This is a genomic window from Rummeliibacillus pycnus (assembly GCF_044359855.1).
Lineage (GTDB): Bacteria > Bacillota > Bacilli > Bacillales_A > Planococcaceae > Rummeliibacillus > Rummeliibacillus pycnus_A.
Genome location: NZ_CP132291.1, coordinates 2,109,733 through 2,134,284 on the forward strand (window position 1 = coordinate 2,109,733; position 24,552 = coordinate 2,134,284).

Here is a 24,552-nt window from a genome sequence, read left to right on the forward strand (position 1 = left end):
TTAGCGTTTTTGGATTTCTTCTAATAAAAGTTTGTTAATCATTTGTGGGTTAGCTTGTCCACGAGAAGCCTTCATAATTTGACCTACTAAGAAGCCAATTGCACGGTCTTTACCGTTTTTGAAGTCTTCGATTGATTGAGCGTTGTTATCAAGAACTTCTGTAACCATTTTAAGAAGTGCGCCTTCATCAGAGATTTGAACAAGGCCTTTTTCTTTAACGATTTTCTCAGCGTCGCCGCCATTTGTAACAAGTTCTTTGAATACTTTTTTAGCGATTTTAGAAGAGATTGTGCCAGCAGTGATTAATTTCACCATGCCAGCAAGTCCTTCTGGAGTAAGTGCTGTTTCTGAAAGTTCTTTTTGTTCAGCATTTAAATAAGCCGAAACTTCACCCATTAACCAGTTAGATGAAAGTTTTGCATCCGCACCTGCAGCTACAGTTCCTTCAAAGAAATCAGCTGTTTCTTTAGAAAGTGTTAATACATGTGCATCGTAAGCTGGTAGGCCAAATTCAGATACATAACGTTCTTTACGCGCATCTGGAAGCTCAGGAATCATCGCTTTTTCACGTTCTAACCATGCATCGTCGATTACGATATCAACTAAGTCTGGTTCTGGGAAGTAACGGTAATCGTCTGTTCCTTCTTTAACACGCATTAAGATTGTTTTACCTGTTTTTTCATCAAAACGACGAGTTTCTTGTTTGATTTCGCCGCCAGCATTTAATACTGCAGCTTGACGTTGTTCTTCATATTCAAGACCTTTACGTACAAAGCTGAATGAGTTTAAGTTTTTCAATTCAGCTTTTGTACCGAATTCATCTTGACCATAAGGACGAATTGAGATGTTGGCATCACAACGTAGTGAGCCTTCTTCCATACGTACGTCTGAAACACCTGTGTATTGGATAATGGCTTTTAGTTTTTCAAGGTAAGCATAAGCTTCTTCAGGAGTACGCATATCTGGTTCAGATACGATTTCAACTAAAGGAGTACCTTGACGGTTGTAATCGACTAATGAAGAATTTTTGCCGTGAGTTAATTTACCAGCATCTTCTTCCATGTGGATACGAGTGATTCCGATACGTTTTTTCTCGCCACCTACTTCAATTTCGATCCAACCATTTTCACCGATTGGTTTATCGAATTGTGAAATTTGGTAAGCTTTCGGATTATCAGGATAGAAGTAGTTTTTACGGTCAAATTTTGTATGTTGGTTGATATCCATATTTAGTGCAAGAGCAGCACGCATCGCAAAATTGACAACTTCTTTGTTTACGACAGGTAGTACACCTGGGTAACCAAGGTCGATTACAGAAGTATTAGTGTTTGGTTCTGAACCGAATTTATTTGGTGATGGTGAGAAGATTTTAGATTGAGTTTTTAACTCAACGTGTACTTCTAAACCAATGACTGTTTCGTAGTTCATATTATTTTACCTCCCAAGTTTGAGGCGTTTTTTCGTTGAAGTCTGTAGCACGTTCGAATGCATCTGCCACGCGGTAAACTGTGCCTTCTTCGAAGTATTTACCAATAATTTGTAAACCTAATGGAAGACCATTGTCAAAACCACATGGGATTGAGATAGCAGGTACACCAGCAAGGTTAATAGGAACAGTTAAAATATCGTTAGCGTACACTGTCATCGGATCATCGAGGTTTTCACCAAGTTTGAATGCAGGTGTTGGAGATGTTGGTCCAACGATTACATCATACTCTTCGAATACTTTATCGAAGTCTTGTTTGATTAATGTACGAACTTGTTGTGCTTTTTTGTAATAAGCATCATAAGTACCTGCTGATAATGAGTAAGTACCAAGCATGATACGACGTTTTACTTCATCTCCGAAGCCTTCAGCACGAGTTTTCGTGTAAAGTTCATCTAAGTTATCTGCTTCAGCACGATAACCATAACGGATACCATCGAAACGAGAAAGGTTAGAAGATGCTTCAGAAGAAGATAAGATATAGTAAGCAGCTAGTGCATATTTTGAGTGCGGAAGTGATACTTCATCAACTGTAGCACCTAGTTCTTTTAATTTTTCGATTGCATTTAATACTGATTGACGTGAAGCATCGCTAACACCTTCAGCTAAGTATTCTTTTGGTACAGCAATTTTAAGTCCTTTAATGTCACCAGTTAATTGGTCAACATAGTGAGGTACCTCTACATTTGCTGAAGTTGAATCATGTTCGTCAACGCCTGCGATTGCTTCAAGTAATAAAGCATTGTCACGTACATTACGAGTAATTGGTCCAATTTGGTCTAAAGAAGATGCAAATGCAACTAATCCAAAACGAGATACGCGACCATATGTTGGCTTCATACCTACAACACCACAGTATGCTGCTGGTTGACGAATTGAACCACCTGTATCAGAACCAAGTGAGAATGGTACTTCTCCTGCTGCTACAGCGGCTGCTGAACCACCTGAAGAACCACCTGGTACATGAGCAAAGTTCCAAGGGTTGTGAACTGGTTTGATCGCAGAGTTTTCATTTGCAGAACCCATTGCAAACTCATCCATGTTCAATTTACCGATTGTTACCATACCAGCTTCTTTTAATTTGTTAACAACTGTTGCATTGTAAATTGGGTTGAAGCCTTCTAGGATTTTAGAAGCACAAGTTGTTTCTAATCCTTCTGTAACGATATTATCTTTTACCCCGATTGGTAAACCGTAAAGTGGTCCACGATTTTCAAATGGCACTGCATCCATTTCTTTTGCTTGTGCTAATGCGTTTTCTTTATCTAGTGCTAAAAATGCACCTACTTCGCCATCAACTGCATCGATGCGGTTGTATGCTTCTTGTGCTAAGTCAGCGATTGTGATTTCTTTGCTATGTAATAGCTCTTGTAATTCTACCGCTGATTTTTTGAATAGTGACATTCTTGTCCCTCCTTACTAGAGTCTTATTCTGTAATGATTGGTGGTACTTTGACTAAGCCATCTTGTTGTTCTTTGACGTTTTTCATCATAACTTCGCGATCTAAGCCTTTAGCTGCTACGTCTTCTCGTAATACGTTGACTAAAGGTAATACGTGAGTTGTAGGTTCTACATTTGTTGTATCTAATTCATTTAATTGCTCAGCAAAGTCAGTAATTGCACCCAGTTGAGCAGCAAATTTTTCTGCTTCTTCTTCTGTGATTGCTAGACGAGCAAGATTTGCTACGTGCTTAACCTCTTCTTTTGAAAGTTTTGCCATTTTTCACACCTCCGAAATCGATAACCATACCGATAATAATATCATTATTCTAAAGAAATGTGCAAGACACTTCCTTCAACTAAAGTGCGTTTGAATGCTTGAAAATAAAGGGTTTGATTCCCTTAGTGGTCATGTGCATTGTTCAAATTTCATTATTTCCATATTTATTTGAAAAATTGACCCATTTAAAATTATACATTTAATTGGCACAAAGAAAAGTTAGTTCTTTATAAAGTGTTAAATACAGGAATGTCGGAGCAGTCATCTCCACTTTTCTACTGCTTCTCGCTAAATTATGTGAACGCCTCAACAAATAGCATAGAACCTAATAGTTTTACTATTTATTAACACTTATTCATTCTTAAAAAAAGAGGTTGTTCCCTACAAGTATTGCTTTAGGGTCAACCTCTCTTTATTATTTAGTCATTGTAAATATGGATATATGGTTGGTCTGAATTTGCTTCTTTGACCACTAATGCTTCTGGTCCATTAATAGATGTAACATTCACTTCTACTTGTAAACCTTTAGGGAATTGATCCATTACTTCCCCAGACATATATTGTGTGAAACCAATAATTTCTGATGATCCATAGAATTTTATAGGAATTTGGATTTCTAGCTTTTGAATCTTATTATTTTGATAGAATCCAGTACCAACGATATTGGTATAGTTAGAGAAATACTTATCAATGTCTTGTTTGAAATAGTTAAAGTTTTCGTTAATATCTCGGTAATTATTGTTTGCATCACTTGTTGGGAAGAGAACATATTGCTCATTGATTTTTTTCCAATCTTTAATTTGAGCGCTCCCTTGATCAACATTTGTGTAAGCAAAGTATGTTCCTGGTACGATTGCAGATCGGCTTTGTTGTTTAAATAGACCAACAGTAATCGGAACTTCTGATAGTCCATCTATTTGACGTAAACGTTTTACTACTTGAGCTGCAATTTTCTTACCTTGTGCATCTAGAATAGATTGTGGTATGGGTTCCTCATAGGTTGCACCATATTGTTCTTTTTGGTAGTAGTAAACAGAATTCAATGCAAGTCCAATCGATACGCCTGCTAGTTTTACTTTGTTCTTACCTGTTTTTTGTAAGTAGTTTTGTTCTACAATATGTGCCAAGTAAATTGGTGCAGTTTTTGCACGTTCTGTTGGAGACATATTTTTTGTCGTTTTTGGATTTAAACCAGCAGGATCTTGGGAACTACGCGCAAGCCATGAATTCACAGTATTCTTATCTAAATATTGTCCTTCTTGGAAGAAATATTTATCTGGATCAAATGCTTGCTGAGATAAGCGTAATAGACCACTTTCTGCCTCTTTTATATCATATTTTGTATTAATATTTGAAACAATCAAACCTCTACTTGCACTTTCTTTATAAGGTAAAAGTGTACGGTAGTATTGGTTATCAATTTGCATACTAGGAATGATTGTTGTTTCTTCTTTATCTTTTGAATTGTTTGATTGCACAACGGTTGAATCTTTTGTTAAAGAAGGTAAACTACAGCCTGCTAGCATAGCTGTTACAACCATAGCTGGTATCCAGCGAAGTCGGTTCATTGTCTTGAAAGCTCCTTTACTCAGTTAATTCTTCAATGAGACGGTCTTCATTCCACACTTCAATGCCTAATTGTTCAGCTTTTGTGAGTTTTGAGCCTGCCTCTGCTCCGGCAATAACGAGGTCCGTTTTTTTACTTACGCTACCTGTTACTTTTCCACCTAGCTCTTCTATTTTCTCTTTTGCATCCTGGCGTGTCAATTGTTCCAATTTACCAGTTAACACTATTATTTTCCCTGAAAATGCACTTTCTATTTCTTCTGCGTTTACTTTTTTACCTAAGTATGTCATGTTAACGCCAGCTTCACGTAAACGTATGATTAATGCTTGTACATCTTCACTTTCAAAATATGAAACAATAGAGTCCGCCATTTTTTCTCCAATTTCAAAAACATTGACTAATTCTTCATCAGTAACAGTCATTAATCGGTCCATTGTTTCAAACTCTTCAGCTATTAATTTTGCCGCTTTTGCACCCACATGACGTATACCTAGTCCAAATAATAATCGCTCTAGTGAGTTCTTTTTAGACTCTGCAACGGCATCGACTAAATTGGTTGCAGATTTCTCCCCCATACGATCAAGCTGAACCAGCTCTTCTACTTGTAGATGATATAAATCAGACACGTCTTTTACAAGCTCAGATTTTAATAATTGTTCTACAACTTTTTCACCACAGCCATCAATATTCATTGCATTACGTGATACGAAATGCGCCATACCTTCTGATATTTGCGCAAAACATTGTGGATTAACGCAACGTAGAGCGACTTCATCTTCAATGCGGACTAATTCACTTTCGCATACAGGGCAATGAGATGGCATCGCAAAAGGTTCGATATCTTCACCTCGTTGGTCGAATAATACAGACACAACTTCTGGGATAATATCGCCAGCCTTACGAATAATGACTTTATCTCCGATACGAACATCCTTTTCACGGATAATATCTTCATTATGCAAAGTAGCACGTTGTACCGTAGTTCCTGCAACTAGTACAGGCTCTAAAATAGCAGTAGGAGTAACAACACCAGTACGTCCAACTGTTAAATCGATATCTAGCACAGTAGTTACAACTTCTTCTGCAGGGAATTTATACGCGATTGACCACCTTGGAACTTTCACAGTGTTCCCTAATTCAGCTTGTTGCGCATAGTGATCTACTTTTATAACAATACCATCAATTTCGTATGGTAATGTTGATCGCTTTTCTGTCCACTCTTCAATATAAGCCATCACTTCTTGTATGTCTTTGCAATTGCGTCGTTCATGATTTGTTTGGAAGCCTAGCTGATCCATATAATTTAGCGCTTCACTATGACTTGTTAAACCATAGGCTTCACCGCTACCTCCAATTGCATAGATAAATGTAGCTAAGTTACGACTTGCCGCAATTTTAGGATCTAGTTGACGTAAAGAGCCTGCTGCCGCATTACGAGGATTAGCAAATAGTTCTTCACCTTTTTCGGCTCGAGCTTTGTTTAGATTAGTAAATGAACGTTTAGGCATATAACATTCACCACGTGCCTCAATTGTGATTGGCTCTTTTAAACGAAGTGGTACAGAGTGGACTGTTTTTAGATTTTCAGTAATATCTTCACCAATTGTACCATTACCTCGGGTTGCCCCTTGGATGAAAACTCCATCTTCATAACGTAATGAAATAGCTAAACCATCAATTTTCAATTCACATACATAAGAGAAATGATCTCCAATTACAGATCGAACGCGACGGTCAAAATCATTCAAATCGCTTTCGTTAAATGTATTACCTAAACTTAGCATTGGATATTGGTGCGTCACTTTTTGGAAACCAGATAATATTTCCCCACCCACGCGTTGAGTTGGTGAATCTGGATAGATTAAATCAGGATTTTTTTTTTCTAATGCAATTAGTTCATGTAGAAGTTGGTCATAAATTGCATCCGGTACAACCGGGTTATCTAATACATAATAGGCATGTCCATATTCATGAAGAAGCTGATTTAACTCTGCTACACGCTTTTCCAATTGAATTCTATCCATTCTTTTTCCTCCATATATGCTTAGACTTTTTCGATTGGTGCGAATTTCGCTAATAATCGTTTAATACCAGTTGGGCTTGGGAATGCAATATCTAATTCGGTATTTTCGCCTTCACCACGTACTCCAACAACAGTACCGATTCCCCATTTTTTGTGTGAGGCTTTATCGCCAGCTTTCCAGCCTATTTGGTCTCCACCAGTTTGTTTATAAGTTGGTGTAATAATCGTTTTACGTGTTTGTGGTGCAGTATAACTTGATGGGCGACGTTTGGACGAACCAAAGCTATTGTTCATACTTGAAGAATGTTCATTCGTTGAAACTTCTTCGAGTATTTCCATTCCGATTTCTTGTAAGAAACGTGATGGACGATTATAGCTACTACGGCCAAAAATTGTACGAGATTGTGCACAAGTTAAGTATAGACGTTGTTCTGCACGAGTTATTCCTACATAGGCTAAACGGCGTTCTTCTTCCATTTCATCTTCATCTTGCAATGATCGTGAGTGTGGGAAAATGTTTTCTTCCATTCCGATGATGAAGACTACTGGGAACTCTAGACCTTTTGCAGAGTGCATCGTCATTAATACGATTGAACCTTTTGACTCGTCTTCCTTATCAAGTGAATCAATATCTGCAATCAATGCTAAATCTGTTAAGAATGCTACTAATGATTTATCATCGCTTTGATCTTCAAAAGCCTTTGTAACAGATAGAAATTCATTGATATTTTCTAAACGACTTTCCGCTTCAATTGTTTTTTCATTTCTCAGCATGTCACGATATCCTGATTTATCAAGAACTTCTTCTACTAATTCTGATACAGACATAAATTCTTGCATTTTAGTAAAGTTCGAAATCATTGTGTGGAAAGCAATTGCTGCATTTGTAGCTTTTGCCGATAATCCCATAAAATCAACTTCTTTTAATGCGTCGAAAATAGAACGATCTTGATCAATTGCATATTGTGCCATGCGTTCAAATGATGTTGCACCAATGCTACGTTTCGGTTCGTTAATAATACGTGCTAAAGATAAATCATCATCATTATTAGCAATTAAACGTAGATATGCGAGTAAGTCCTTGATTTCTTTACGATCATAGAACTTTGTGCCACCGACAATGGTATATTCCATATTCGATTTCACTAGCATTTCTTCCATTACACGAGATTGTGCATTTGTACGATACAAAATAGCAAAATCATCTAATGAGCGATTTTCTTTTTCCATTAACTCTTGAATAGTTTTAACGACAAATTGAGCTTCTTGCTTTTCGTCATATGAGCGACAGAGCGAAATTTTCTCGCCTTCCTCGTTATCTGTACGAAGTTTTTTTGGATAACGACTGGCGTTATTTTTTATGACGTCATTAGCCGCTTGTAAGATGCGAGAAGTAGAACGATAATTTTGCTCAAGCATAATTGCTTTAGCAGTCGGATAATCTTTTTCGAAAGATAAAATGTTCTGTATATCCGCACCACGCCAACGATAAATGGATTGGTCAGAATCTCCTACTACACAAATATTTTGGAATTTCTTTGCTAGCATTTGCACTAAACGGTATTGTGAATGGTTGGTATCTTGATATTCATCCACATGGATATATTGGAAACGATTTTGATAATGTTCCAATACATCAGGTACTTCTTCAAATAAACGAATCGTTTGCATGATCAAATCATCGAAATCGAGTGATTGATTTTTGCGCAAACGTTTTTGGTAATTTTCATATACTTGCGCTACTGTGCGTTCGTAAGGATTAGATTCGTTTACTTGTGCTTGATATGCTTGAACATCAATACATTCATTTTTTGCTGAGCTAATAGCATTTAACATTGAACGTGGGTCAAATCGTTTCGAGTCTATATTTAGTTCCTTTAAAGCATTTTTAATCACTGTGAGTTGATCAGATGTATCAAGAATTGAGAAGTTTTTGTTGAAGCCAATTCGATCGATATCTCTTCTTAAGATACGTACGCACATAGAGTGGAAAGTTGAAACCCACATGCGTTCTCCAGTGCCGTTACCAAGTAGTCCATCAATTCTTTCTCTCATTTCACGTGCTGCTTTATTAGTAAATGTAATCGCTAAGATTTTAGAGGGATATACTTGTTTTTCAATAACTAAATATGCGATACGATGAGTTAGCACGCGCGTTTTACCAGAGCCAGCACCCGCCATTATAAGTAGCGGTCCCTCTGTCGTTTTGACAGCTTCTTCTTGTTCATTATTCATACCTTTTATTAAGTTCTTCGTTAGCTGTTCCATAACGCACCACCTTTACACAAACATTTGTTCTTAATTATACTATATTATTTTTTATCTTTCACTGCTTTTACTGTTTGTAATGCACTTTTTAAATCGTCATAAATGATATTTCCTACAACAATTGTATCTGCGAATTCTGCCATTTCTTCCGCTTGAGCTGCAGAAGTAATGCCACCACCATAAATTAATTGGGTTTGTTGTAATTCTTGGCTAATTATTTCCACTAATTGTGGGTCTCCATATGCGCCACTATACTCCATATAAAAAACAGGAAGTCTAAAGTAGTTTTCGGCCATTCTTGCATATGCAACCACATCATCTTGATCTAAGTCTGTTTTGGCACTGGATAATTTCGCTGCTTTACAATTACTATTTAAGATACAATATCCTTCAGCTATTAGCTCGTCCCACATCATTACATCGCCGTATGCTTTTATCGCTTCATGATGTAAATCTTTTACCCAAGTTGTGTCCGTGCTATTTAAAACTGTAGGAATTAAATAATAATCATAACCTGGTGTTACTGATTCTAAGTTAGATATTTCTAAAGCTACTGGAACTGTAAAACGACGAATGCGAGCAAGTAAATCTAACACGCTATCAATTGTTACATCGTCAGATCCTCCTACAATTATGGCATCTGTACCTGATTCACATAATGCTTCTAATGCTTCATCTGTTATATTTTTTGCTGGATCCACCTTGAACACATGCTGCCAGTTTTTTATCTCCATGAATTACCCACCTATCTAAATTTCTTTCTATGAACAGTATACACAAAACAAGCCTTTCGCTACTATCTGCGAAAGGCGGGTAGAAGAATTTTCATCATCTAGTTAGCAACCGGCTTAAAAAGGAAAAAACTGAACAGAATCTGTTCAGTTATTTAATCCATGTTAAACGGTAATGCACCTTATTTAGGTGCTTGAAAGGGTTTTTCGTCAGGATAAAGACGACCTAACATTTCGTCATACGTATCATTACCATAATCAAAACATCTGCGCACGCGGGATATTGTCGCAGTAGATGCTCCTGTTTCTTTTTTTATGGTTTCATACGTTTTTTTCAAGCGTAAAAGATGAGCAACTTCAAAACGTTGTGCTAATGATTGGATTTCACTAATTGTGCATAAATCATCAAAAAACTTATAGCACTCTTCAATATTATTTAACTCTAAAACGGCTTTGAACAATTGGTCTGTTTGATGGCCTTTAATTTTCTCGATTTGCATAAATAATTTTCCTCCTCCCTATTCGGGTGCCTAACGATATTTTCTCGTCCAGGATTGGAAGGTTTAGGGTGATCCCATGATGGACAAAACATACATGATTGTAACACGTCTACGAGTTCGCCGCTACCCTATAACAACTAACTATTATCATTTATATTTTACCATCATGTAGTCACCGATTTCAATTTAACGCTTTAAAGCACTACTATCTCATAACTGATGGAAATAATACTTTTTTCTTCATTACATCGAAAATACCTCGCTGCGTGATTCTAATATAAGGTAAGTGTGTCGATTGCAAGAATAATAGAGTATAGATTGCATCTCCATGATGATAACCTCGTTCTGCTAAGGCTGTTTTCAATGCTTTTTCTTGCTCAATTAGCTTTTCTACTGGCTCTACAGACAAACAACCACCAAGTGGTAATGGCAAGCTTTCTACTACTTCACCATTTTCTACAATGACAATTCCACCATCCATCTTTTTCATAACATGGAATGCATGAAGCATTGCTTGAACATCTTTACCGATTAAAATAATATCTCCTGTGCAAGAATAAGAAGAAGCGAATCCTTGAAGTTTGTTTGCAAAACCTTTAATCAATGTATTCACACGCCATTTACCTTGACGATCGACAAGCATTAAATAGCATTCATCATGTTCCTCACTTAAATGTCCATCATTTGTATGGACAGATACTTTATATGGTTTTGTGATAACATCATTGACCATCTCAATACCAAATGGCATTGAAAACTGGCAATCTTCTTCTGATAAATCAAAATCTAAATCTAAAGAACCTAATGTTGAAAAATCAGTACCTTCTAAAGAGAGAACCTTTTGTCCATCACGTTTGAGCCATACGCCTTTTGACAAGACGCTCACAGGTATAGGATGATATTCATCTTGTAAAATATTCAATGTTGCATAGCGACCAGTCGCTATAAAGCCATGTACATCGGTCATATTATAATATCGCGCTACATTATAAGAAGCCATTTGATATGCATCAATTGGATCTACACCTGCATCGAGCGCAACTTGAATACATTTATCCATAATACCGTCTTCATAAAATGATGGTGTCGCTCCATCTGTTGTCATCATTAGGTGATCAAAGATATCTAATTTCTTGTCTAAAATATCCTTTAATAAATTTGGCAAATCTGGGCGAATAGATGAATGTCTCAATGTTACTGCATAACCATGTAGAATTCGGTTCTCCACTTCTTCAACAGTCATTGACTCATGGTCACCATCTGCACCAAATAGTTTCAATCGTGATAAAGTCCGAGAAGATGCTCCTGGTAAATGCGTTTCAATTTTTTTGCAATAAGCTTTTGCAGCTTGTAACCAATAAAGCATTTGGTCATCACCAGCTACTAATCTTGGCCAACCAGTTAATTCGCCTCCTAGTAACACATCTCGGCGTTCCAGCCATTCATGAATAGTGGTTGTTGTAAATAAATCATGTTCATGAAATAATTCTGTTTGCGAATCAAAACGAACCCACCAATAAAATGAAAATGGTAGTTGCTTTAGTTGATCTAAAATTGAAAACGCTTTCTTGTTACTGAGTTCTAAAAAGAACGTCATATTATCTGATAGGAATGTAGTAGTTCCCAATTGTGTAGAATAATCTGCTAATGTTTGGGGATTATAAAGTTGAAATGGATGTACATGTGGTTCGATATAGCCTGGAACAATTGTTTGTCCCTTCGCATCTACGATTTCTGTCCCCTTTATATTAACTGGCATTTTAGGACCTGCATAAATAATGCGATCCCCTAAAATCCAAATATTTCCCTGCATCCATCGTTTATACATGCTATGTAAATAACGTGCGTTGGTTATTACAATGCTGGGTGCTACCTTACCATCTATTACAGCTACTTGCTGTCTTATTTCCCCAATTTTCCATGCTGGTTCTAGCATTGCATCCATCTCCTTTCTGTAAAGTGTGTGCTTTTTTGCCATGATTATTTTGTAAATGAAATTCAATTTGAATTTTTTGTATTATAAGGTAATCGTATCATAGCACTTTAGGAAAGCAAAGCATTATGATTTGAATAATTACTTTTCAACTGGAGGTTAAAATGATGGCATTAGATGAAAATTTAAGTACTCGGAATGCTTTTTGTCGATTCGCATGGGGTGCTAGTTTGACAGCATTTGGTGTAGCTAAACTTTCTCGTAAACCTGATTGTATGCGTGGTAGAGCAATGGTTGTTTTGGGAGCTATGAAAATGGCAGAAGGAATTCTAAAATATTGTCCTACAAAGGCGATTTTAAACAATTCATTAACTTCTATAATGAACGAATTTCAATCAAGCAATTCTAACGCCTCTTCAGGTGGTTCAGGATTAGGTGCCGCTGCTTCGAGTGCTATGGGTGGTATGAGCGGAGGCTCTTCATCTGGTTCTTCTTCATCTGGTTCTTCTTCAGCTGGGTCAGGATTAGGTGCCGTTGCTTCAGCTGTTATGGGAAATATGGGTGGAAGCTCTTCATCGAGCTCTTCATCGGGCTCCTCTTCAACTGGGTCAGGATTAGGTGCCGTTGCTTCAGCTGTTATGGGAAGTATGGGTGGTGGTTCTTCATCTGGTACAGGATCAGATTCTAACACGAATCCTATAGATGTTGCTCAATTGATGAAAGACTTTGCTGGTACTTCGACGTCAAACACATCAAATAACCAGCAACAAAACACCCAAAATAATCAGCAAGCTAATGCTAATCAGCCAGCCGGCTCAAATAATCAGTCTAACTCTAACCAACAGCCAAATTCAAATCAGCAAACGAATAAGCAACAATCGAATTCGAATCAGCAAACGAACAAGCAACAATCGAAACCTAAAGGTACGACAGGACAATCATGATGCAAACTGCCCGAACATCATTCGGGCAGTTTTTTGCTGTGCGTCACTTTTATATTAGTCAACTCCACATGCCATGTATTACATCGTTCTCCAACCAATATCTCTCCGGTAGAAAAAGCCGTTCCATTCTTCTTTTGCCAACCCTTGATATACTTTTTCTTGTGCTTCTTTTAATGATGGTGCTTTTGCGGCTACTAATAAAACACGTCCACCATTGCCTACATATTGTTCATCTATACGTTTGGTTCCTGCATGAAATACTTCGAAATGTCGTGAAAGCTGCTTTAAAGGAGGTAATGGATTCCCTTTTGTAACATCGCCAGGATAATCATCAGAAGCAATGACGACACCTAACATCGATTCGTCAGACCATGTAAGATTAAATGGCTCTCCATTCATTAGTGCCATCATAAATTCCCCAAAATCTGAAGTCATTCTTGGTAGCACTACTTGAGTTTCAGGATCACCGAAACGGGCGTTAAACTCAATTACCTTTGGACCATCATGCGTCAAGATTAATCCTGCATATAAAATACCCGTAAAAGGCTTTCCTTCTGCAGACATTGCTTGTACTGTTGGTCCAACAATCTCATTATATGCACGTGTCACCATTTCTTCAGAAATTTGCGGTACTGGAGAATACGCACCCATTCCACCTGTATTCGGACCTTTATCTCCGTCATAAGCTCGTTTATGATCTTGTGCAATAACCATTGGATAAATTTGTCCATTATGAACAAATGACATATAGGAGAATTCCTCACCGTCTAAAAATTCTTCAATAACAACTTTGGAGGAAGAATCACCGAATCGTTGATTACCAATCATATCATGAACCGCATCGATTGCTTCTTGTTCACTCATTGCAACAATAACGCCTTTCCCAGCAGCAAGGCCATCTGCTTTTACAACAATCGGAGCACCCATTTTTTGAATGTATGCTACTGCTTGATCAGCATCTGTGAAAGTAGCATAAGCAGCTGTTGGAATATTATATTTCTGCATTAATTCTTTCGCAAAGGATTTACTTCCTTCAATTTGAGCTGCTGCTTTAGTTGGTCCAAAGATAAGTAAATCTTGTCCATTGAATGCATCAACAATTCCTTCTGCAAGTGGTTGTTCAGGACCAACAAATGTTAAATCAATTTCATTTTCTTTTGCAAATTTGATTAATGCTTCAAAATCTGTTGTTGCGATGTTCACACATATTACATCTTGCTCCATACCATCATTTCCTGGTGCGACAAATACCTTTTCAACAGATGGTGATTGTGCAAATTGCTTGGCAATAGCATGTTCACGACCTCCACCGCCTATAACTAAAATATTCAACGGGAATCCTCCTTATGTAAAGAAAACACGCTCAACTTGCGGGCGTGTTCTTTTTATGAAATATTTGTTAACATTTTCAGTAAAATGTTCTAACTACAGTCTCCCTGCGTAGCTTTACTTGAAGTCTGCATTACTTCGTTACTTCGTACCAACGGCTTTTGAGGGGACTACATCCCCTCAAAGCCGCTAGTGTTTAGTGTTTAAAATGTCTTACTCCAGTAGTTACCATTGTGATACCGTATTTGTTTGCAACATCGATTGAATCTTGGTCGCGTTTTGAGCCTCCTGGATGGATGATAGCAGTAATACCTGCTTTTGCAGCTTCTTCTACTGTATCTGGCATTGGGAAGAATGCGTCTGATGCTAATGCTGCTCCTTTTGCCTTTTCACCTGCTTGTTCTAAAGCAATTTTAGCAGAACCTACACGATTCATTTGACCAGCACCTACGCCAAGTGTCATTTTATCATCTGTTACAACAATAGCATTTGATTTTACATGCTTAACTACGGACCAGCCAAGTTTTAATGCTTCCCATTCTTTTTCAGTTGGTTCGCGGTCTGTCGTTACTTGGATATCTGCTTCGTCAAAGCCTTTACGGTCTGGTTCTTGAATTAGTAAACCACCTTCAACAGATACTGTATTGAATTGATCGCGTTTTTGTTGTTCGAAAGAGATTTTAAGTAGACGAATGTTTTTCTTCACTGTTAATTTTTCGATTGCTTCGTCTGTATATGCAGGAGCAATAATAATTTCCAGGAAAATCCCAGAAAGTTTTTCAGCTGTTTCTGCATCTACTTCACGGTTCAGTGCAACGATACCACCAAAAATTGATGTTGAATCTGCTTCGTACGCTTCGTTAAATGCTTCCGCAATCGTTTCACCGATACCAACACCACATGGATTCATATGTTTAACTGCAACTGCTGCTGGTTGTTTGAACTCTTTAATGATTTGAAGTGCTGCATTTGCATCTTGAATATTGTTGTAGGAAAGTTCTTTACCATGTAATTGTTCGGCATATGCGATAGAGAAATCAGATGCTAAACGTTTTTGATAGAATGCTGCTTTTTGGTGAGGATTTTCACCGTAGCGAAGAGGTTGTTTTAATTCATAAGTTAGTGTTAGTTGATCTGGGAACTCTTCACCAACGTAGTTTGTTAAGTAATTTGAAATATATGAATCATACGCTGCTGTATGACGGAATACTTTTGCTGCTAAACGACGACGTGTTTCAAGCGTTGTATGACCTTCTGCTTTTAACTCTGCAAGTACAGCATCGTAGTCATTTGAATCTACGATTACTGTTACGTAGTTTTGGTTTTTCGCAGCTGAGCGTAGCATTGTAGGACCACCGATATCGATATTTTCAATCGCATCAGAAAATTCAACGTTTGGTTTTGAAATCGTTTCAACGAATGGATAAAGGTTTACACATACAATTTCGATTGGTTCGATGCCATGTTCTTGCATTTGTGCTTGATGCTCAGGATCATCATATTTTGCAAGAAGGCCACCGTGAATCATTGGGTTCAATGTTTTAACACGTCCACCTAAGATTTCAGGGAATTTTGTTACTTCATCTACAGATGTAACAGTTACTCCGTTTTCTTGTAAATGTTTTTTCGTACCACCAGTTGATAAAATTTCGTAGTCCAATGCCTCTAATTCTTTCGCAAATTCTAAGATGCCTGATTTATCAGAGACACTGATTAATGCACGTTTCGTCACAATAATTTCCTCCTTAGTTGTAAAGCCAACAGTTGTTTGTGTTGGTATGTAAGTTCCGGTGACATTCGTCACCATTGTTAAACTAATAATGATTGCAATGCAGCTGGATAAATCTCATGTTCTACTTCATGAATTGTTCTCTCTGTCTTCTCACGATCACCGTCAATCACATTCACGGCTCTTTGCATAATAATCGTACCAGTATCCATACCTTCATCTACATAATGAACTGTGACTCCAGTAATTTTCACACCATGAGCCATTGCTTGACCAATGGCATCTTTTCCAGGAAATGCTGGTAGTAAAGATGGATGGATATTAACTATTTTTGAAGGATAGGCAGAGAGTAACGTATCACCAATTAATCGCATATAACCTGCAAGCACTAGCCATTCAACCTGATTCTCTTTCAAAGCATTTAACACTTCATATTCATAAGCTTCTTTCGAATCAAAGTCTTTCGGATTCAATGCTAAGACAGGAATACCTTTTTCAGCAGCTCGTTTTGCCACATATGCACCTGGTTGATCTGTAACCACTAATTCAATTTTTGCATTTAGCTGACCACGTTCGATAGTATTTTGAATAGCTTGGAAGTTTGTTCCACTCCCAGAAGCAAATACTGCGATTGATACGTGCTTTTTCATTACGCTAAGCTCCCATCATGTTCACCTTTGAAAATAACACCTTCACCTTTAACGACACGACCAATTGTATAAGCTTTTTCACCATATTGTTCAGCGATTGTGATTAAACGTCCAGCTTCAGAAGCGGGAACGGCTAATACAAACCCAATCCCCATGTTGAATACATTATATAAATCACGTTGTTGTAAATTACCTTGTAGTTTTAAAAATTCAAAGATTGGCAATACCGGCCATGTACCTAAGTCAATTTCAGTTGCAAGTCCTTCTGGCATCATACGTGGAAGGTTTTCATAGAAGCCACCTCCTGTTACATGTGCCATACCATGTATATCAGACTCTTTTAGCATTTCAAGTACTGGCTTTGCATAAATCTTCGTTGGTGTAAGAAGCGCTTCGCCAATTGGGCCAAGATCTTCGAATCCCGCTACAATTGCATCTGGTGTTATACCAGCATCTGCAAATACAATTTTACGAACAAGTGAGTACCCATTTGAATGAACACCGCTAGAAGCAAGACCAACTAAAACATCACCTTCAGTAATACGTTCACCTGTTACGATATTTGCCTTTTCAGTAGCACCTACTGCAAAACCTGCTAAATCATATTCATTCTCTTCATAAAGGCCCGGCATCTCTGCAGTTTCTCCACCAATTAAAGCAGCTCCAGATTGCACACAACCATCTGCCACACCTTTTACAATCTGTTCGATTTTCGCTGGTTCTGCTTTACCAACTGCCACATAATCCAAGAAATAAAGTGGTTCAGCCCCTTGTGCTACAATGTCATTAACGCACATAGCTACACAGTCAATCCCGATCGTATCGTGTTTATCTGTCATAAAGGCCAATTTTAATTTTGTACCAACACCATCTGTTCCAGAAATCAGAACTGGTTCTTTTAAGTTTAGTTCGGACAAATCAAACATGCCACCAAAGCCACCAAATGTACCTAGGATGCCTTTTCTTGCTGTACGCTCAACATGAGATTTCATACGTTGTACAGCTTCATAGCCTGCTTCGATGTTTACGCCTGCTTGTTCATATGCTTTTGACATGATTCTTCCTCCTCAAATTAATGTACCAATTCTTTTTCGTGTGGCAAGATAGTATCTGGGAATATTTCTGTAGGATACTTACCAGTGAAGCACGCTAGACAATGTCCACAATTTTGGCCCTCATCCGTTCTTCCAATGGCTTGAACCATTCCTTCCACAGATAAGTAAGTTAACGAATCTGCTCCAATTGCTTCACAAATTTCTTGTACGTTGTGACTAGAAGCAATCAATTCTTCGTGAGTTGATGTATCAATACCGTAAAAGCAAGGATTTGTCATTGGCGGTGAACTAATGACAACATGTACCTCTTTGGCACCTGCTTCCTTCAGCATATTAACTATTCTTTTAGAAGTCGTACCTCGAACGATTGAGTCATCCACCATTATCACTCTCTTGCCCTGAACAACTTGTCTCACAGGAGAAAGCTTCATCTTAACGCCTCGTTCTCGCATTTCTTGAGAAGGCTGGATAAAAGTACGGCCAACATAGCGGTTTTTAATTAAACCTAATTCATAAGGAATACCACTTTCTTCAGAGAAACCAATCGCAGCCGAAATACTAGAGTCTGGAACACCTGTTACAACATCCGCTTCAATATTCACTTCTTTCGCAAGCTGTTTCCCTAAACGTTTACGAGCCATATGGATATTGATGCCATCAATATCTGAGTCAGGACGAGAGAAATAAACGTATTCCATTGTACAAATTGCACGTTCTGCAGGGTATGCAAACTTCTCTGATTTCAATCCTTCATCATTGATTGTGATTAATTCACCTGGTTCTACAGCACGAACAAACTCTGCTCCAATGATATCGAAGGCACAAGTTTCGGAAGCAACTACCCAAGCACCATCAAGTTTTCCAAGTGATAAAGGACGTAAACCATGAGGATCTAAAGCAACTAACATTTCATCCTCCGTCATGATTAAAAAAGCATACGCACCTTTTAATAAAGTCAAAGCATTTTTTGCACGATCATTCATAGAGCCAAAACCACTTCGTTTCAATAAATGCGCCAATGCTTCTGTATCAGAAGTTGTTTGGAAAATACTTCCTTGTCGTTCCAAGTGCTTTTTCAGATGATTCGCATTTACCAAATTTCCGTTATGTGCAATTGAAAGACTGCCTGTCGATGAGTGGAAAAGTAATGGTTGTACGTTTTCAATACCTCCACCACCGGCAGTTGCATAGCGAACATGTGCGATTGCTGCTTTTCCTTGAAGCTTATCTAGCTTATCGCCAGTAAAGACCTCGTTAACTAAGCCTTCACCTTTCACAGCTTGTAAGTTTTCGCCATCTGTTACAACAATGCCAGCACCTTCTTGACCACGATGTTGAAGAGCATGTAAGCCATAATAACTCATTTGTGCAGGATTTGGATGTCCCCAAATCCCGAACACTCCACATTCTTCATTTAAACCTCTGATTTCACCAAGCATGGTATAGCCCCTTTCCAAGCATCTTGGAATTCCGAAACTGAACCTTCAATTAAGATTTCGCTATTTTCGTCACGAATAACTAATTGTGGATTAGTTAACACATTTCCAATTTTAGCTGCATCTTCAACAATTGCTTCGAATGCATCCGCATTTTCTTTTTTCACTGAAACTAAGAAACGAGATTGAGATTCACTAAATAACGCAGTAACTGCAGAACCTTTTAAAGTTACTTCTGCACCAAATTCTGTACCAAAAGCTTTTTCTGTTAAGGCAACAGCAAGTCCACCCTCAGAGATATCATGTGCTGACTCGACTAGGCCGAGTTGGATTGCTTTTAATAATGCTTCTTGTCTAGTAGCTTCAATTGTTAGATCAATTGAAGGCGCTAAACCAAAAATTTGTCCATTATTTTGTAATTTTTGAAGCTCTGATCCGCCAAATTCCGTTTTTGTTTCACCGATAAGATAGATCAAATCGCCTTCTGCTTTTAGGCTTTGTGTTGTTGTATGTGCTAAGTCTTCAACTAAACCAACCATACCAATTGTAGGAGTTGGATAAATTGCAACACCACTACGTTCATTGTAAAGTGATACATTCCCACCAATAACAGGTGATTGTAAAGCTTCACATGCTGCAGAAATACCATCTGCTGATTTTTCAATTTGCCAGAAGATCTCTGGTTTTTCTGGATTTCCAAAGTTTAGGCAGTCTGTAATTGCAAGTGGCTTACCACCCGAGCAGACAATATTACGAGCTGCTTCAGCTACTGCAATTTTGCCTCCTACTTCTGGATTTAGATAAATATAACGAGAGTTACAGTCGGTTGTCATCGCAAGCCCTTTGTTTGTACCACGAACACGAACAACAGCTGCATCAGATCCTGGAGCTACGACTGTTGATGTACGCACTTGGTAATCATATTGGTCATAAACCCATTCTTTTGATGCAATGGTTGATTGCTTCAAAAGTGCAAGTAATGTTTCTTTGTAGTTTTCTACAGTTGGTTCTTCATTTTTCATTTGTTGGAATTCAGTGAAGTATGCTGGTACTGCAAATGGTTTGTGATACACAGGTGCATCTTCAGCTAAAGCATCTGCTGGTACATTTGCTACTACTTCACCTTTATGAATAAGACGAAGCATTTTATCTTCTGTCACATGCCCGATTGCTACAGCATCTAAACCGTATTTTACAAATAGGTCGATGATTTCTTGTTCATACCCTTTTTTCACAACAATTAGCATACGTTCTTGTGATTCTGAAAGCATCATTTCATAAGGTGTCATGTTTGTTTCACGTTGTGGTACTAAGTCTAAATCCATCTCTATACCAAAACCTGCTTTAGAAGCCATTTCTGCCGAAGATGATGTAAGGCCAGCAGCACCCATATCTTGAATACCTACAAGTGAGTCAAACTTTACAAGTTCTAAGCAAGCTTCCAATAGCAGTTTTTCCATAAATGGATCGCCTACTTGGACAGCTGGACGTTTTTCTTCTGAAGATTCACTTAATTCTTCTGATGCAAATGTTGCACCGTGAATACCATCTCTACCTGTTTTAGCGCCAACATACATAACCGTGTTGCCTACACCAGAAGCAATCCCTTTTTGAATATCCTTATGGTCAATTAAACCAACGCACATTGCATTCACAAGTGGATTTCCCTCATAGCAAGGGTCAAATTGGATTTCTCCACCAACTGTCGGAATTCCGATACAGTTACCGTAGCCTGCAATCCCTGCTACGACTTCTTCAAATAAATATTTGACACGTTTTGATGCATCTAGTTCACCAAAACGTAGAGAGTTTAACATAGCAATGGGACGAGCTCCCATTGAAAATACGTCGCGAATAATACCGCCTACACCTGTAGCAGCACCTTGATAAGGTTCAATTGCTGAAGGATGGTTGTGTGATTCCATCTTGAAAACAACCGCTTGCTCATCGCCAATATCAACAATTCCTGCCCCTTCACCAGGTCCCTGTAATACACGAGGCCCTTTTGTTGGGAATTTACGAAGGACAGGCTTGGAGTTTTTATAAGAGCAATGTTCAGACCACATAACAGAGAAAAGTCCTGTCTCTGTCCAGTTTGGTGTGCGTCCTAGAATATTCTCTACTAAGGCAAATTCTTCGTCTGACAAGCCCATTTGTGCGTATAGCTTTTGCTCTTTAATTTGCTCTGTTGTTGGTTCAAGCTTGGTTGACATATGATTCCCTCCACTGTTTGACAATTGATTTGAATAAGGCTAGGCCATCTGCGCCACCGATTAATTCATTCACTGCACGTTCTGGATGAGGCATCATACCAAGAACATTCCCTTTTTCGTTGATAATTCCAGCGATGTCTTCAATACTACCATTTGGATTTTCACCTTCATACGTAAAGACGATTTGATTGTTGTCTTTTAGTTGCTGTAAGGTTTCTTCATCACAATAGTAGTTACCTTCACCGTGTGCAATTGGTATTTGAATAACTTCATCTTGATCATATTGGTTTGTAAATAATGTGTTATTGTTCACTACTTTTAAATCTACTGTACGGCACATGAATTTAAGATTTTTGTTTCGTAACAAAGCTCCTGGAAGTAACCCTGCTTCTGTTAAAATTTGAAATCCATTACATACACCAAGTACTGGCTTACCAGCTTCTGCAGCTTTTACGACTTCAGCCATTACATTTGAGAAACGAGCAATTGCACCACAGCGAAGAGAATCTCCATAAGAGAACCCCCCTGGCAATAAAATACCGTCATACCCGCTTAAATCTGTTGCATCATGCCAAACGTATTCTGCTTCTTCACCGAGTTCGTCTTGAATCGCGTGATACATATCTAAATCACAGTTCGATCCTGGGAATACGAGTACTGCGAATTTCATCTTTAGTTAGCCTCCTCGACTTCGTAACGGTAATCTTCAATTACTGTATTCGCTAGTAGTTTTTCACTCATTTCTTTTACAATGCCATCGATGTCTCGTTCAGAAGGCTCGATAAGTAATTCTAAATATTTACCAATGCGAACATCTGCTACTTCGTTATATCCCATTGTGTGCAGGGATCCTTTTACTGCTGAGCCTTGTGGGTCTAACACGCTTTCGCGAAGTGTTACGTAGATTTTCACTTTTTTCATTTAGAAACTCCTCCTAGACGGGATAATATGATTTCATATACTTCAGTTAAGTCACCAAGATCACGGCGGAATACGTCCTTATCAAGATGTTGCTTTGTTTTAGCATCCCACAAACGACATGTATCAGGTGAAATTTCATCTGCTAAAAGCACCTGACCGTTTTCATCACGACCAAATTCTAGTTTAAAATCTACTAATATTACATCAATATCATAGAAAAATGGACGTAGAATTTCATTTATCTTCAAACCATTGTCGTAAAGGGCCATCACTTCTTCTTTAGAAGCGATGCCCATTACGTCAATATGTTCTTCCGAGATAAACGGGTCTCCAAGGTCATCATTTTTGTAATAAAATTCTACGATTGGACGTTTAAGAGGTGTTCCTTCTTCTATTCCTAATCGTTTCGCAAGGCTACCAGCTACGATATTACGTACTACCAATTCAATAGGAATAATATCTACTTTTTTGACAAGTTGTTCGTTGTCTGAAATTTTCTCAACGAAGTGTGAGTCAATACCAGCTGCTTTTAATTTGTCAAAGATCAATGATGTAATGCTGTTATTTAAAACACCTTTACCTGCAATTTCTGCTTTCTTTTCACCGTTGAATGCTGTAGCACTATCTTTGTATTCAACAAACAAAATATGTTCATCTTCTGTTGTATACAATTTTTTTGCTTTTCCTTCATACAAAAGTTGACCTTTTTCCACTGTTTATTCCCCCGGTTTAGGTTTAGTTATTTAGTTTAATCCTAGACGTTCGAAAATCATGTCCACTTGTTTTAGGTGGTGATGGTAATCGAAGCAATCATCTAGTTCTTCTTTTGAAAGATAAGAAGTAATTTTTTCATCAGCATCGACAAGTTCGCGGAATTGAATTTGTTCATCCCATGCTTTTGCAGTCAATGGTTGAACAGTATCATATGCTTCCTCACGTACAAGACCCTTGTCGATTAAAGCAAGTAACACCCGTTGTGAGTAAATCAAACCAAAAGTACGTCCCATGTTACGTTTCATGTTTTCTGGGAAGACTGTTAGGTTTTTCACGATATTGCTAAAACGAGTTAACATATAATTTAAGCCGATTGTTGTATCAGGTAGGATGATACGCTCTGCAGATGAATGTGAAATATCACGTTCATGCCATAAAGAAACGTTTTCGAATGCAGTTACCATATGACCACGGATGACGCGAGCCATACCAACCATATTTTCAGAACCGATTGGATTACGTTTGTGAGGCATTGCAGAAGATCCTTTTTGACCTTTTGCAAAAAATTCTTCTACTTCACGAGTTTCTGATTTTTGAAGTCCGCGGATTTCAGTTGCAAATTTCTCAATAGAAGTAGCAACCAATGCAAGAGCTGCAATATATTCTGCATGGCGATCACGTTGCAATGTTTGTGTAGAAATTGGTGCAGCTTGTAGTCCTAGTTTTTCACAAACGTATTGTTCAACAAATGGCTCAATATTTGCGTAAGTACCTACAGCACCAGAAATTTTTCCTGTTTCAATTGTTTTAGCTGCTGCTTCAAAACGCTCTAGGTTACGTTTCATTTCTTCATACCAAAGGGCAAGTTTTAGACCGAATGTAGTTGGTTCAGCGTGAACACCATGAGTACGTCCCATCATAACTGTAAATTTATGTTCTTTTGCTTTTTCAGCAATAATATCGATAAAATTACGAATATCTTTTCTTAGGATTTCATTTGCTTGTTTTAATTGGTAAGAAAGTGCTGTATCAACAACATCTGTTGAAGTTAAGCCATAATGTACCCATTTACGTTCTTCACCAAGTGATTCAGATACTGCACGTGTAAATGCTACTACATCGTGGCGAGTCTCTTTTTCAATTTCTAAAATACGATCGATATCAAAAGTTGCGTTTTCGCGAATCTTCGCAACATCTTCTTTTGGAATTTCGCCAAGTTCTGACCATGCTTCACAGGCTAAAATCTCAACTTCTAACCATGCTTGGTATCTGTTTTGTTCTGTCCAAATTGCGCCCATCTCAGGACGAGTATAACGTGCTATCATTATTGTC

20 protein-coding genes are annotated in these 24,552 nt (G+C 38.0%); 1 reads left to right on the forward strand and 19 read right to left on the reverse strand.

What is annotated here, in order from left to right; genetic code table 11:
• From gatB to Q8X41_RS10360, 9 genes are all read right to left on the reverse strand, one after another.
• The gene (gatB, locus tag Q8X41_RS10320; RefSeq protein ID WP_397540121.1) at positions 1 to 1,428 is read right to left on the reverse strand and encodes an Asp-tRNA(Asn)/Glu-tRNA(Gln) amidotransferase subunit GatB; all 1,428 of its coding nucleotides are present in this window, start codon (positions 1,426 to 1,428) and stop codon (positions 1 to 3) included.
• Position 1,429: 1 nt separating this feature from the next.
• Positions 1,430 to 2,890 (reverse strand): Asp-tRNA(Asn)/Glu-tRNA(Gln) amidotransferase subunit GatA, encoded by a 1,461-nt coding sequence (gene gatA, locus Q8X41_RS10325; protein ID WP_397540122.1) that lies wholly within the window; start codon positions 2,888 to 2,890, stop codon positions 1,430 to 1,432.
• A 23-nt stretch (positions 2,891 to 2,913) separates the two neighbouring features.
• Complete coding sequence (gatC, locus tag Q8X41_RS10330; RefSeq protein WP_397540123.1) at positions 2,914 to 3,207, reverse strand: Asp-tRNA(Asn)/Glu-tRNA(Gln) amidotransferase subunit GatC; 294 nt, start codon at positions 3,205 to 3,207, stop codon at positions 2,914 to 2,916.
• 419 nt (positions 3,208 to 3,626) lie between these two features.
• Positions 3,627 to 4,775 (reverse strand): CamS family sex pheromone protein, encoded by a 1,149-nt coding sequence (locus Q8X41_RS10335; protein ID WP_397540124.1) that lies wholly within the window; start codon positions 4,773 to 4,775, stop codon positions 3,627 to 3,629.
• A 16-nt stretch (positions 4,776 to 4,791) separates the two neighbouring features.
• The gene (gene ligA, locus Q8X41_RS10340) at positions 4,792 to 6,798 is read right to left on the reverse strand and encodes an NAD-dependent DNA ligase LigA (protein ID WP_397540125.1); all 2,007 of its coding nucleotides are present in this window, start codon (positions 6,796 to 6,798) and stop codon (positions 4,792 to 4,794) included.
• Between the two features lie 20 nt (positions 6,799 to 6,818).
• Positions 6,819 to 9,065 carry a DNA helicase PcrA gene (pcrA, locus tag Q8X41_RS10345; RefSeq protein WP_397540126.1) on the reverse strand — a complete coding sequence of 749 codons (2,247 nt, stop codon included), beginning with the start codon at positions 9,063 to 9,065 and terminating at the stop codon, positions 6,819 to 6,821.
• A gap of 44 nt (positions 9,066 to 9,109) precedes the next feature.
• On the reverse strand, positions 9,110 to 9,799 hold the full coding sequence (locus Q8X41_RS10350) for a heptaprenylglyceryl phosphate synthase (protein WP_397540127.1): 690 nt from the start codon (positions 9,797 to 9,799) through the stop codon (positions 9,110 to 9,112).
• 179 nt (positions 9,800 to 9,978) lie between these two features.
• Entirely contained in the window at positions 9,979 to 10,296 is a 318-nt protein-coding gene (locus Q8X41_RS10355) for a YerC/YecD family TrpR-related protein (RefSeq protein WP_119414395.1), read from the reverse strand.
• A gap of 205 nt (positions 10,297 to 10,501) precedes the next feature.
• The gene (locus Q8X41_RS10360) at positions 10,502 to 12,232 is read right to left on the reverse strand and encodes an adenine deaminase C-terminal domain-containing protein (protein WP_397540128.1); all 1,731 of its coding nucleotides are present in this window, start codon (positions 12,230 to 12,232) and stop codon (positions 10,502 to 10,504) included.
• Positions 12,233 to 12,396: 164 nt separating this feature from the next.
• On the opposite strand from Q8X41_RS10360, the gene Q8X41_RS10365 reads away from it, so the two are divergent.
• Positions 12,397 to 13,173 carry a hypothetical protein gene (locus Q8X41_RS10365; RefSeq protein ID WP_397540129.1) on the forward strand — a complete coding sequence of 259 codons (777 nt, stop codon included), beginning with the start codon at positions 12,397 to 12,399 and terminating at the stop codon, positions 13,171 to 13,173.
• Positions 13,174 to 13,251: 78 nt separating this feature from the next.
• On the opposite strand, the gene purD is transcribed toward Q8X41_RS10365, so the two are convergent.
• The 10 genes from purD to purB all read right to left on the reverse strand — a co-directional run bounded on the left by purD (position 13,252) and on the right by purB (position 24,545).
• On the reverse strand, positions 13,252 to 14,505 hold the full coding sequence (gene purD, locus Q8X41_RS10370) for a phosphoribosylamine--glycine ligase (protein WP_397540130.1): 1,254 nt from the start codon (positions 14,503 to 14,505) through the stop codon (positions 13,252 to 13,254).
• Positions 14,506 to 14,698: 193 nt separating this feature from the next.
• Positions 14,699 to 16,234, reverse strand: a complete 1,536-nt coding sequence (purH, locus tag Q8X41_RS10375; RefSeq protein ID WP_397540131.1) for a bifunctional phosphoribosylaminoimidazolecarboxamide formyltransferase/IMP cyclohydrolase — start codon at positions 16,232 to 16,234, stop codon at positions 14,699 to 14,701.
• 77 nt (positions 16,235 to 16,311) lie between these two features.
• Positions 16,312 to 16,881 carry a phosphoribosylglycinamide formyltransferase gene (gene purN, locus Q8X41_RS10380; RefSeq protein WP_397540132.1) on the reverse strand — a complete coding sequence of 190 codons (570 nt, stop codon included), beginning with the start codon at positions 16,879 to 16,881 and terminating at the stop codon, positions 16,312 to 16,314.
• Positions 16,881 to 17,936: a phosphoribosylformylglycinamidine cyclo-ligase gene (gene purM / locus Q8X41_RS10385; protein ID WP_397540133.1), complete on the reverse strand. Its 1,056-nt coding sequence runs from the start codon at positions 17,934 to 17,936 to the stop codon at positions 16,881 to 16,883. Before purM ends, purN begins: the two co-directional genes overlap by 1 nt.
• A gap of 17 nt (positions 17,937 to 17,953) precedes the next feature.
• Positions 17,954 to 19,375 carry an amidophosphoribosyltransferase gene (gene purF, locus Q8X41_RS10390; protein WP_397540134.1) on the reverse strand — a complete coding sequence of 474 codons (1,422 nt, stop codon included), beginning with the start codon at positions 19,373 to 19,375 and terminating at the stop codon, positions 17,954 to 17,956.
• Positions 19,351 to 21,585: a phosphoribosylformylglycinamidine synthase subunit PurL gene (gene purL / locus Q8X41_RS10395; RefSeq protein ID WP_397540135.1), complete on the reverse strand. Its 2,235-nt coding sequence runs from the start codon at positions 21,583 to 21,585 to the stop codon at positions 19,351 to 19,353. The genes purF and purL overlap by 25 nt, the downstream gene beginning before the upstream one ends.
• Complete coding sequence (purQ, locus tag Q8X41_RS10400; RefSeq protein WP_397540136.1) at positions 21,569 to 22,255, reverse strand: phosphoribosylformylglycinamidine synthase subunit PurQ; 687 nt, start codon at positions 22,253 to 22,255, stop codon at positions 21,569 to 21,571. The genes purL and purQ overlap by 17 nt, the downstream gene beginning before the upstream one ends.
• A 2-nt stretch (positions 22,256 to 22,257) precedes the next feature.
• Positions 22,258 to 22,506: a phosphoribosylformylglycinamidine synthase subunit PurS gene (gene purS, locus Q8X41_RS10405; protein ID WP_397540137.1), complete on the reverse strand. Its 249-nt coding sequence runs from the start codon at positions 22,504 to 22,506 to the stop codon at positions 22,258 to 22,260.
• Positions 22,503 to 23,219 (reverse strand): phosphoribosylaminoimidazolesuccinocarboxamide synthase, encoded by a 717-nt coding sequence (gene purC / locus Q8X41_RS10410; RefSeq protein WP_397540138.1) that lies wholly within the window; start codon positions 23,217 to 23,219, stop codon positions 22,503 to 22,505. The genes purS and purC overlap by 4 nt, the downstream gene beginning before the upstream one ends.
• Before the next feature lie 30 nt (positions 23,220 to 23,249).
• Entirely contained in the window at positions 23,250 to 24,545 is a 1,296-nt protein-coding gene (purB, locus tag Q8X41_RS10415; protein ID WP_397540139.1) for an adenylosuccinate lyase, read from the reverse strand.
• Positions 24,546 to 24,552 lie beyond the last annotated feature (7 nt).

Coding starts and splice junctions, on each gene's coding strand:
- purN (WP_397540132.1), bottom strand. CDS start 16,881: ATGAAAAAGCACGTATCAATCGCAGTATTTGCTTCTGGGAGTGGAACA.
- Q8X41_RS10350 (WP_397540127.1), bottom strand. CDS start 9,799: ATGGAGATAAAAAACTGGCAGCATGTGTTCAAGGTGGATCCAGCAAAA.
- purF (WP_397540134.1), bottom strand. CDS start 19,375: ATGCTTGGTGAAATCAGAGGTTTAAATGAAGAATGTGGAGTGTTCGGG.
- Q8X41_RS10365 (WP_397540129.1), top strand. CDS start 12,397: ATGGCATTAGATGAAAATTTAAGTACTCGGAATGCTTTTTGTCGATTC.
- Q8X41_RS10360 (WP_397540128.1), bottom strand. CDS start 12,232: ATGCTAGAACCAGCATGGAAAATTGGGGAAATAAGACAGCAAGTAGCT.
- purL (WP_397540135.1), bottom strand. CDS start 21,585: ATGTCAACCAAGCTTGAACCAACAACAGAGCAAATTAAAGAGCAAAAG.
- gatB (WP_397540121.1), bottom strand. CDS start 1,428: ATGAACTACGAAACAGTCATTGGTTTAGAAGTACACGTTGAGTTAAAA.
- ligA (WP_397540125.1), bottom strand. CDS start 6,798: ATGGATAGAATTCAATTGGAAAAGCGTGTAGCAGAGTTAAATCAGCTT.
- purQ (WP_397540136.1), bottom strand. CDS start 22,255: ATGAAATTCGCAGTACTCGTATTCCCAGGATCGAACTGTGATTTAGAT.
- pcrA (WP_397540126.1), bottom strand. CDS start 9,065: ATGGAACAGCTAACGAAGAACTTAATAAAAGGTATGAATAATGAACAA.
- gatA (WP_397540122.1), bottom strand. CDS start 2,890: ATGTCACTATTCAAAAAATCAGCGGTAGAATTACAAGAGCTATTACAT.
- Q8X41_RS10335 (WP_397540124.1), bottom strand. CDS start 4,775: ATGAACCGACTTCGCTGGATACCAGCTATGGTTGTAACAGCTATGCTA.
- Q8X41_RS10355 (WP_119414395.1), bottom strand. CDS start 10,296: ATGCAAATCGAGAAAATTAAAGGCCATCAAACAGACCAATTGTTCAAA.
- purM (WP_397540133.1), bottom strand. CDS start 17,936: ATGTCAAAAGCATATGAACAAGCAGGCGTAAACATCGAAGCAGGCTAT.
- gatC (WP_397540123.1), bottom strand. CDS start 3,207: ATGGCAAAACTTTCAAAAGAAGAGGTTAAGCACGTAGCAAATCTTGCT.
- purS (WP_397540137.1), bottom strand. CDS start 22,506: ATGAAAAAAGTGAAAATCTACGTAACACTTCGCGAAAGCGTGTTAGAC.
- purB (WP_397540139.1), bottom strand. CDS start 24,545: ATGATAGCACGTTATACTCGTCCTGAGATGGGCGCAATTTGGACAGAA.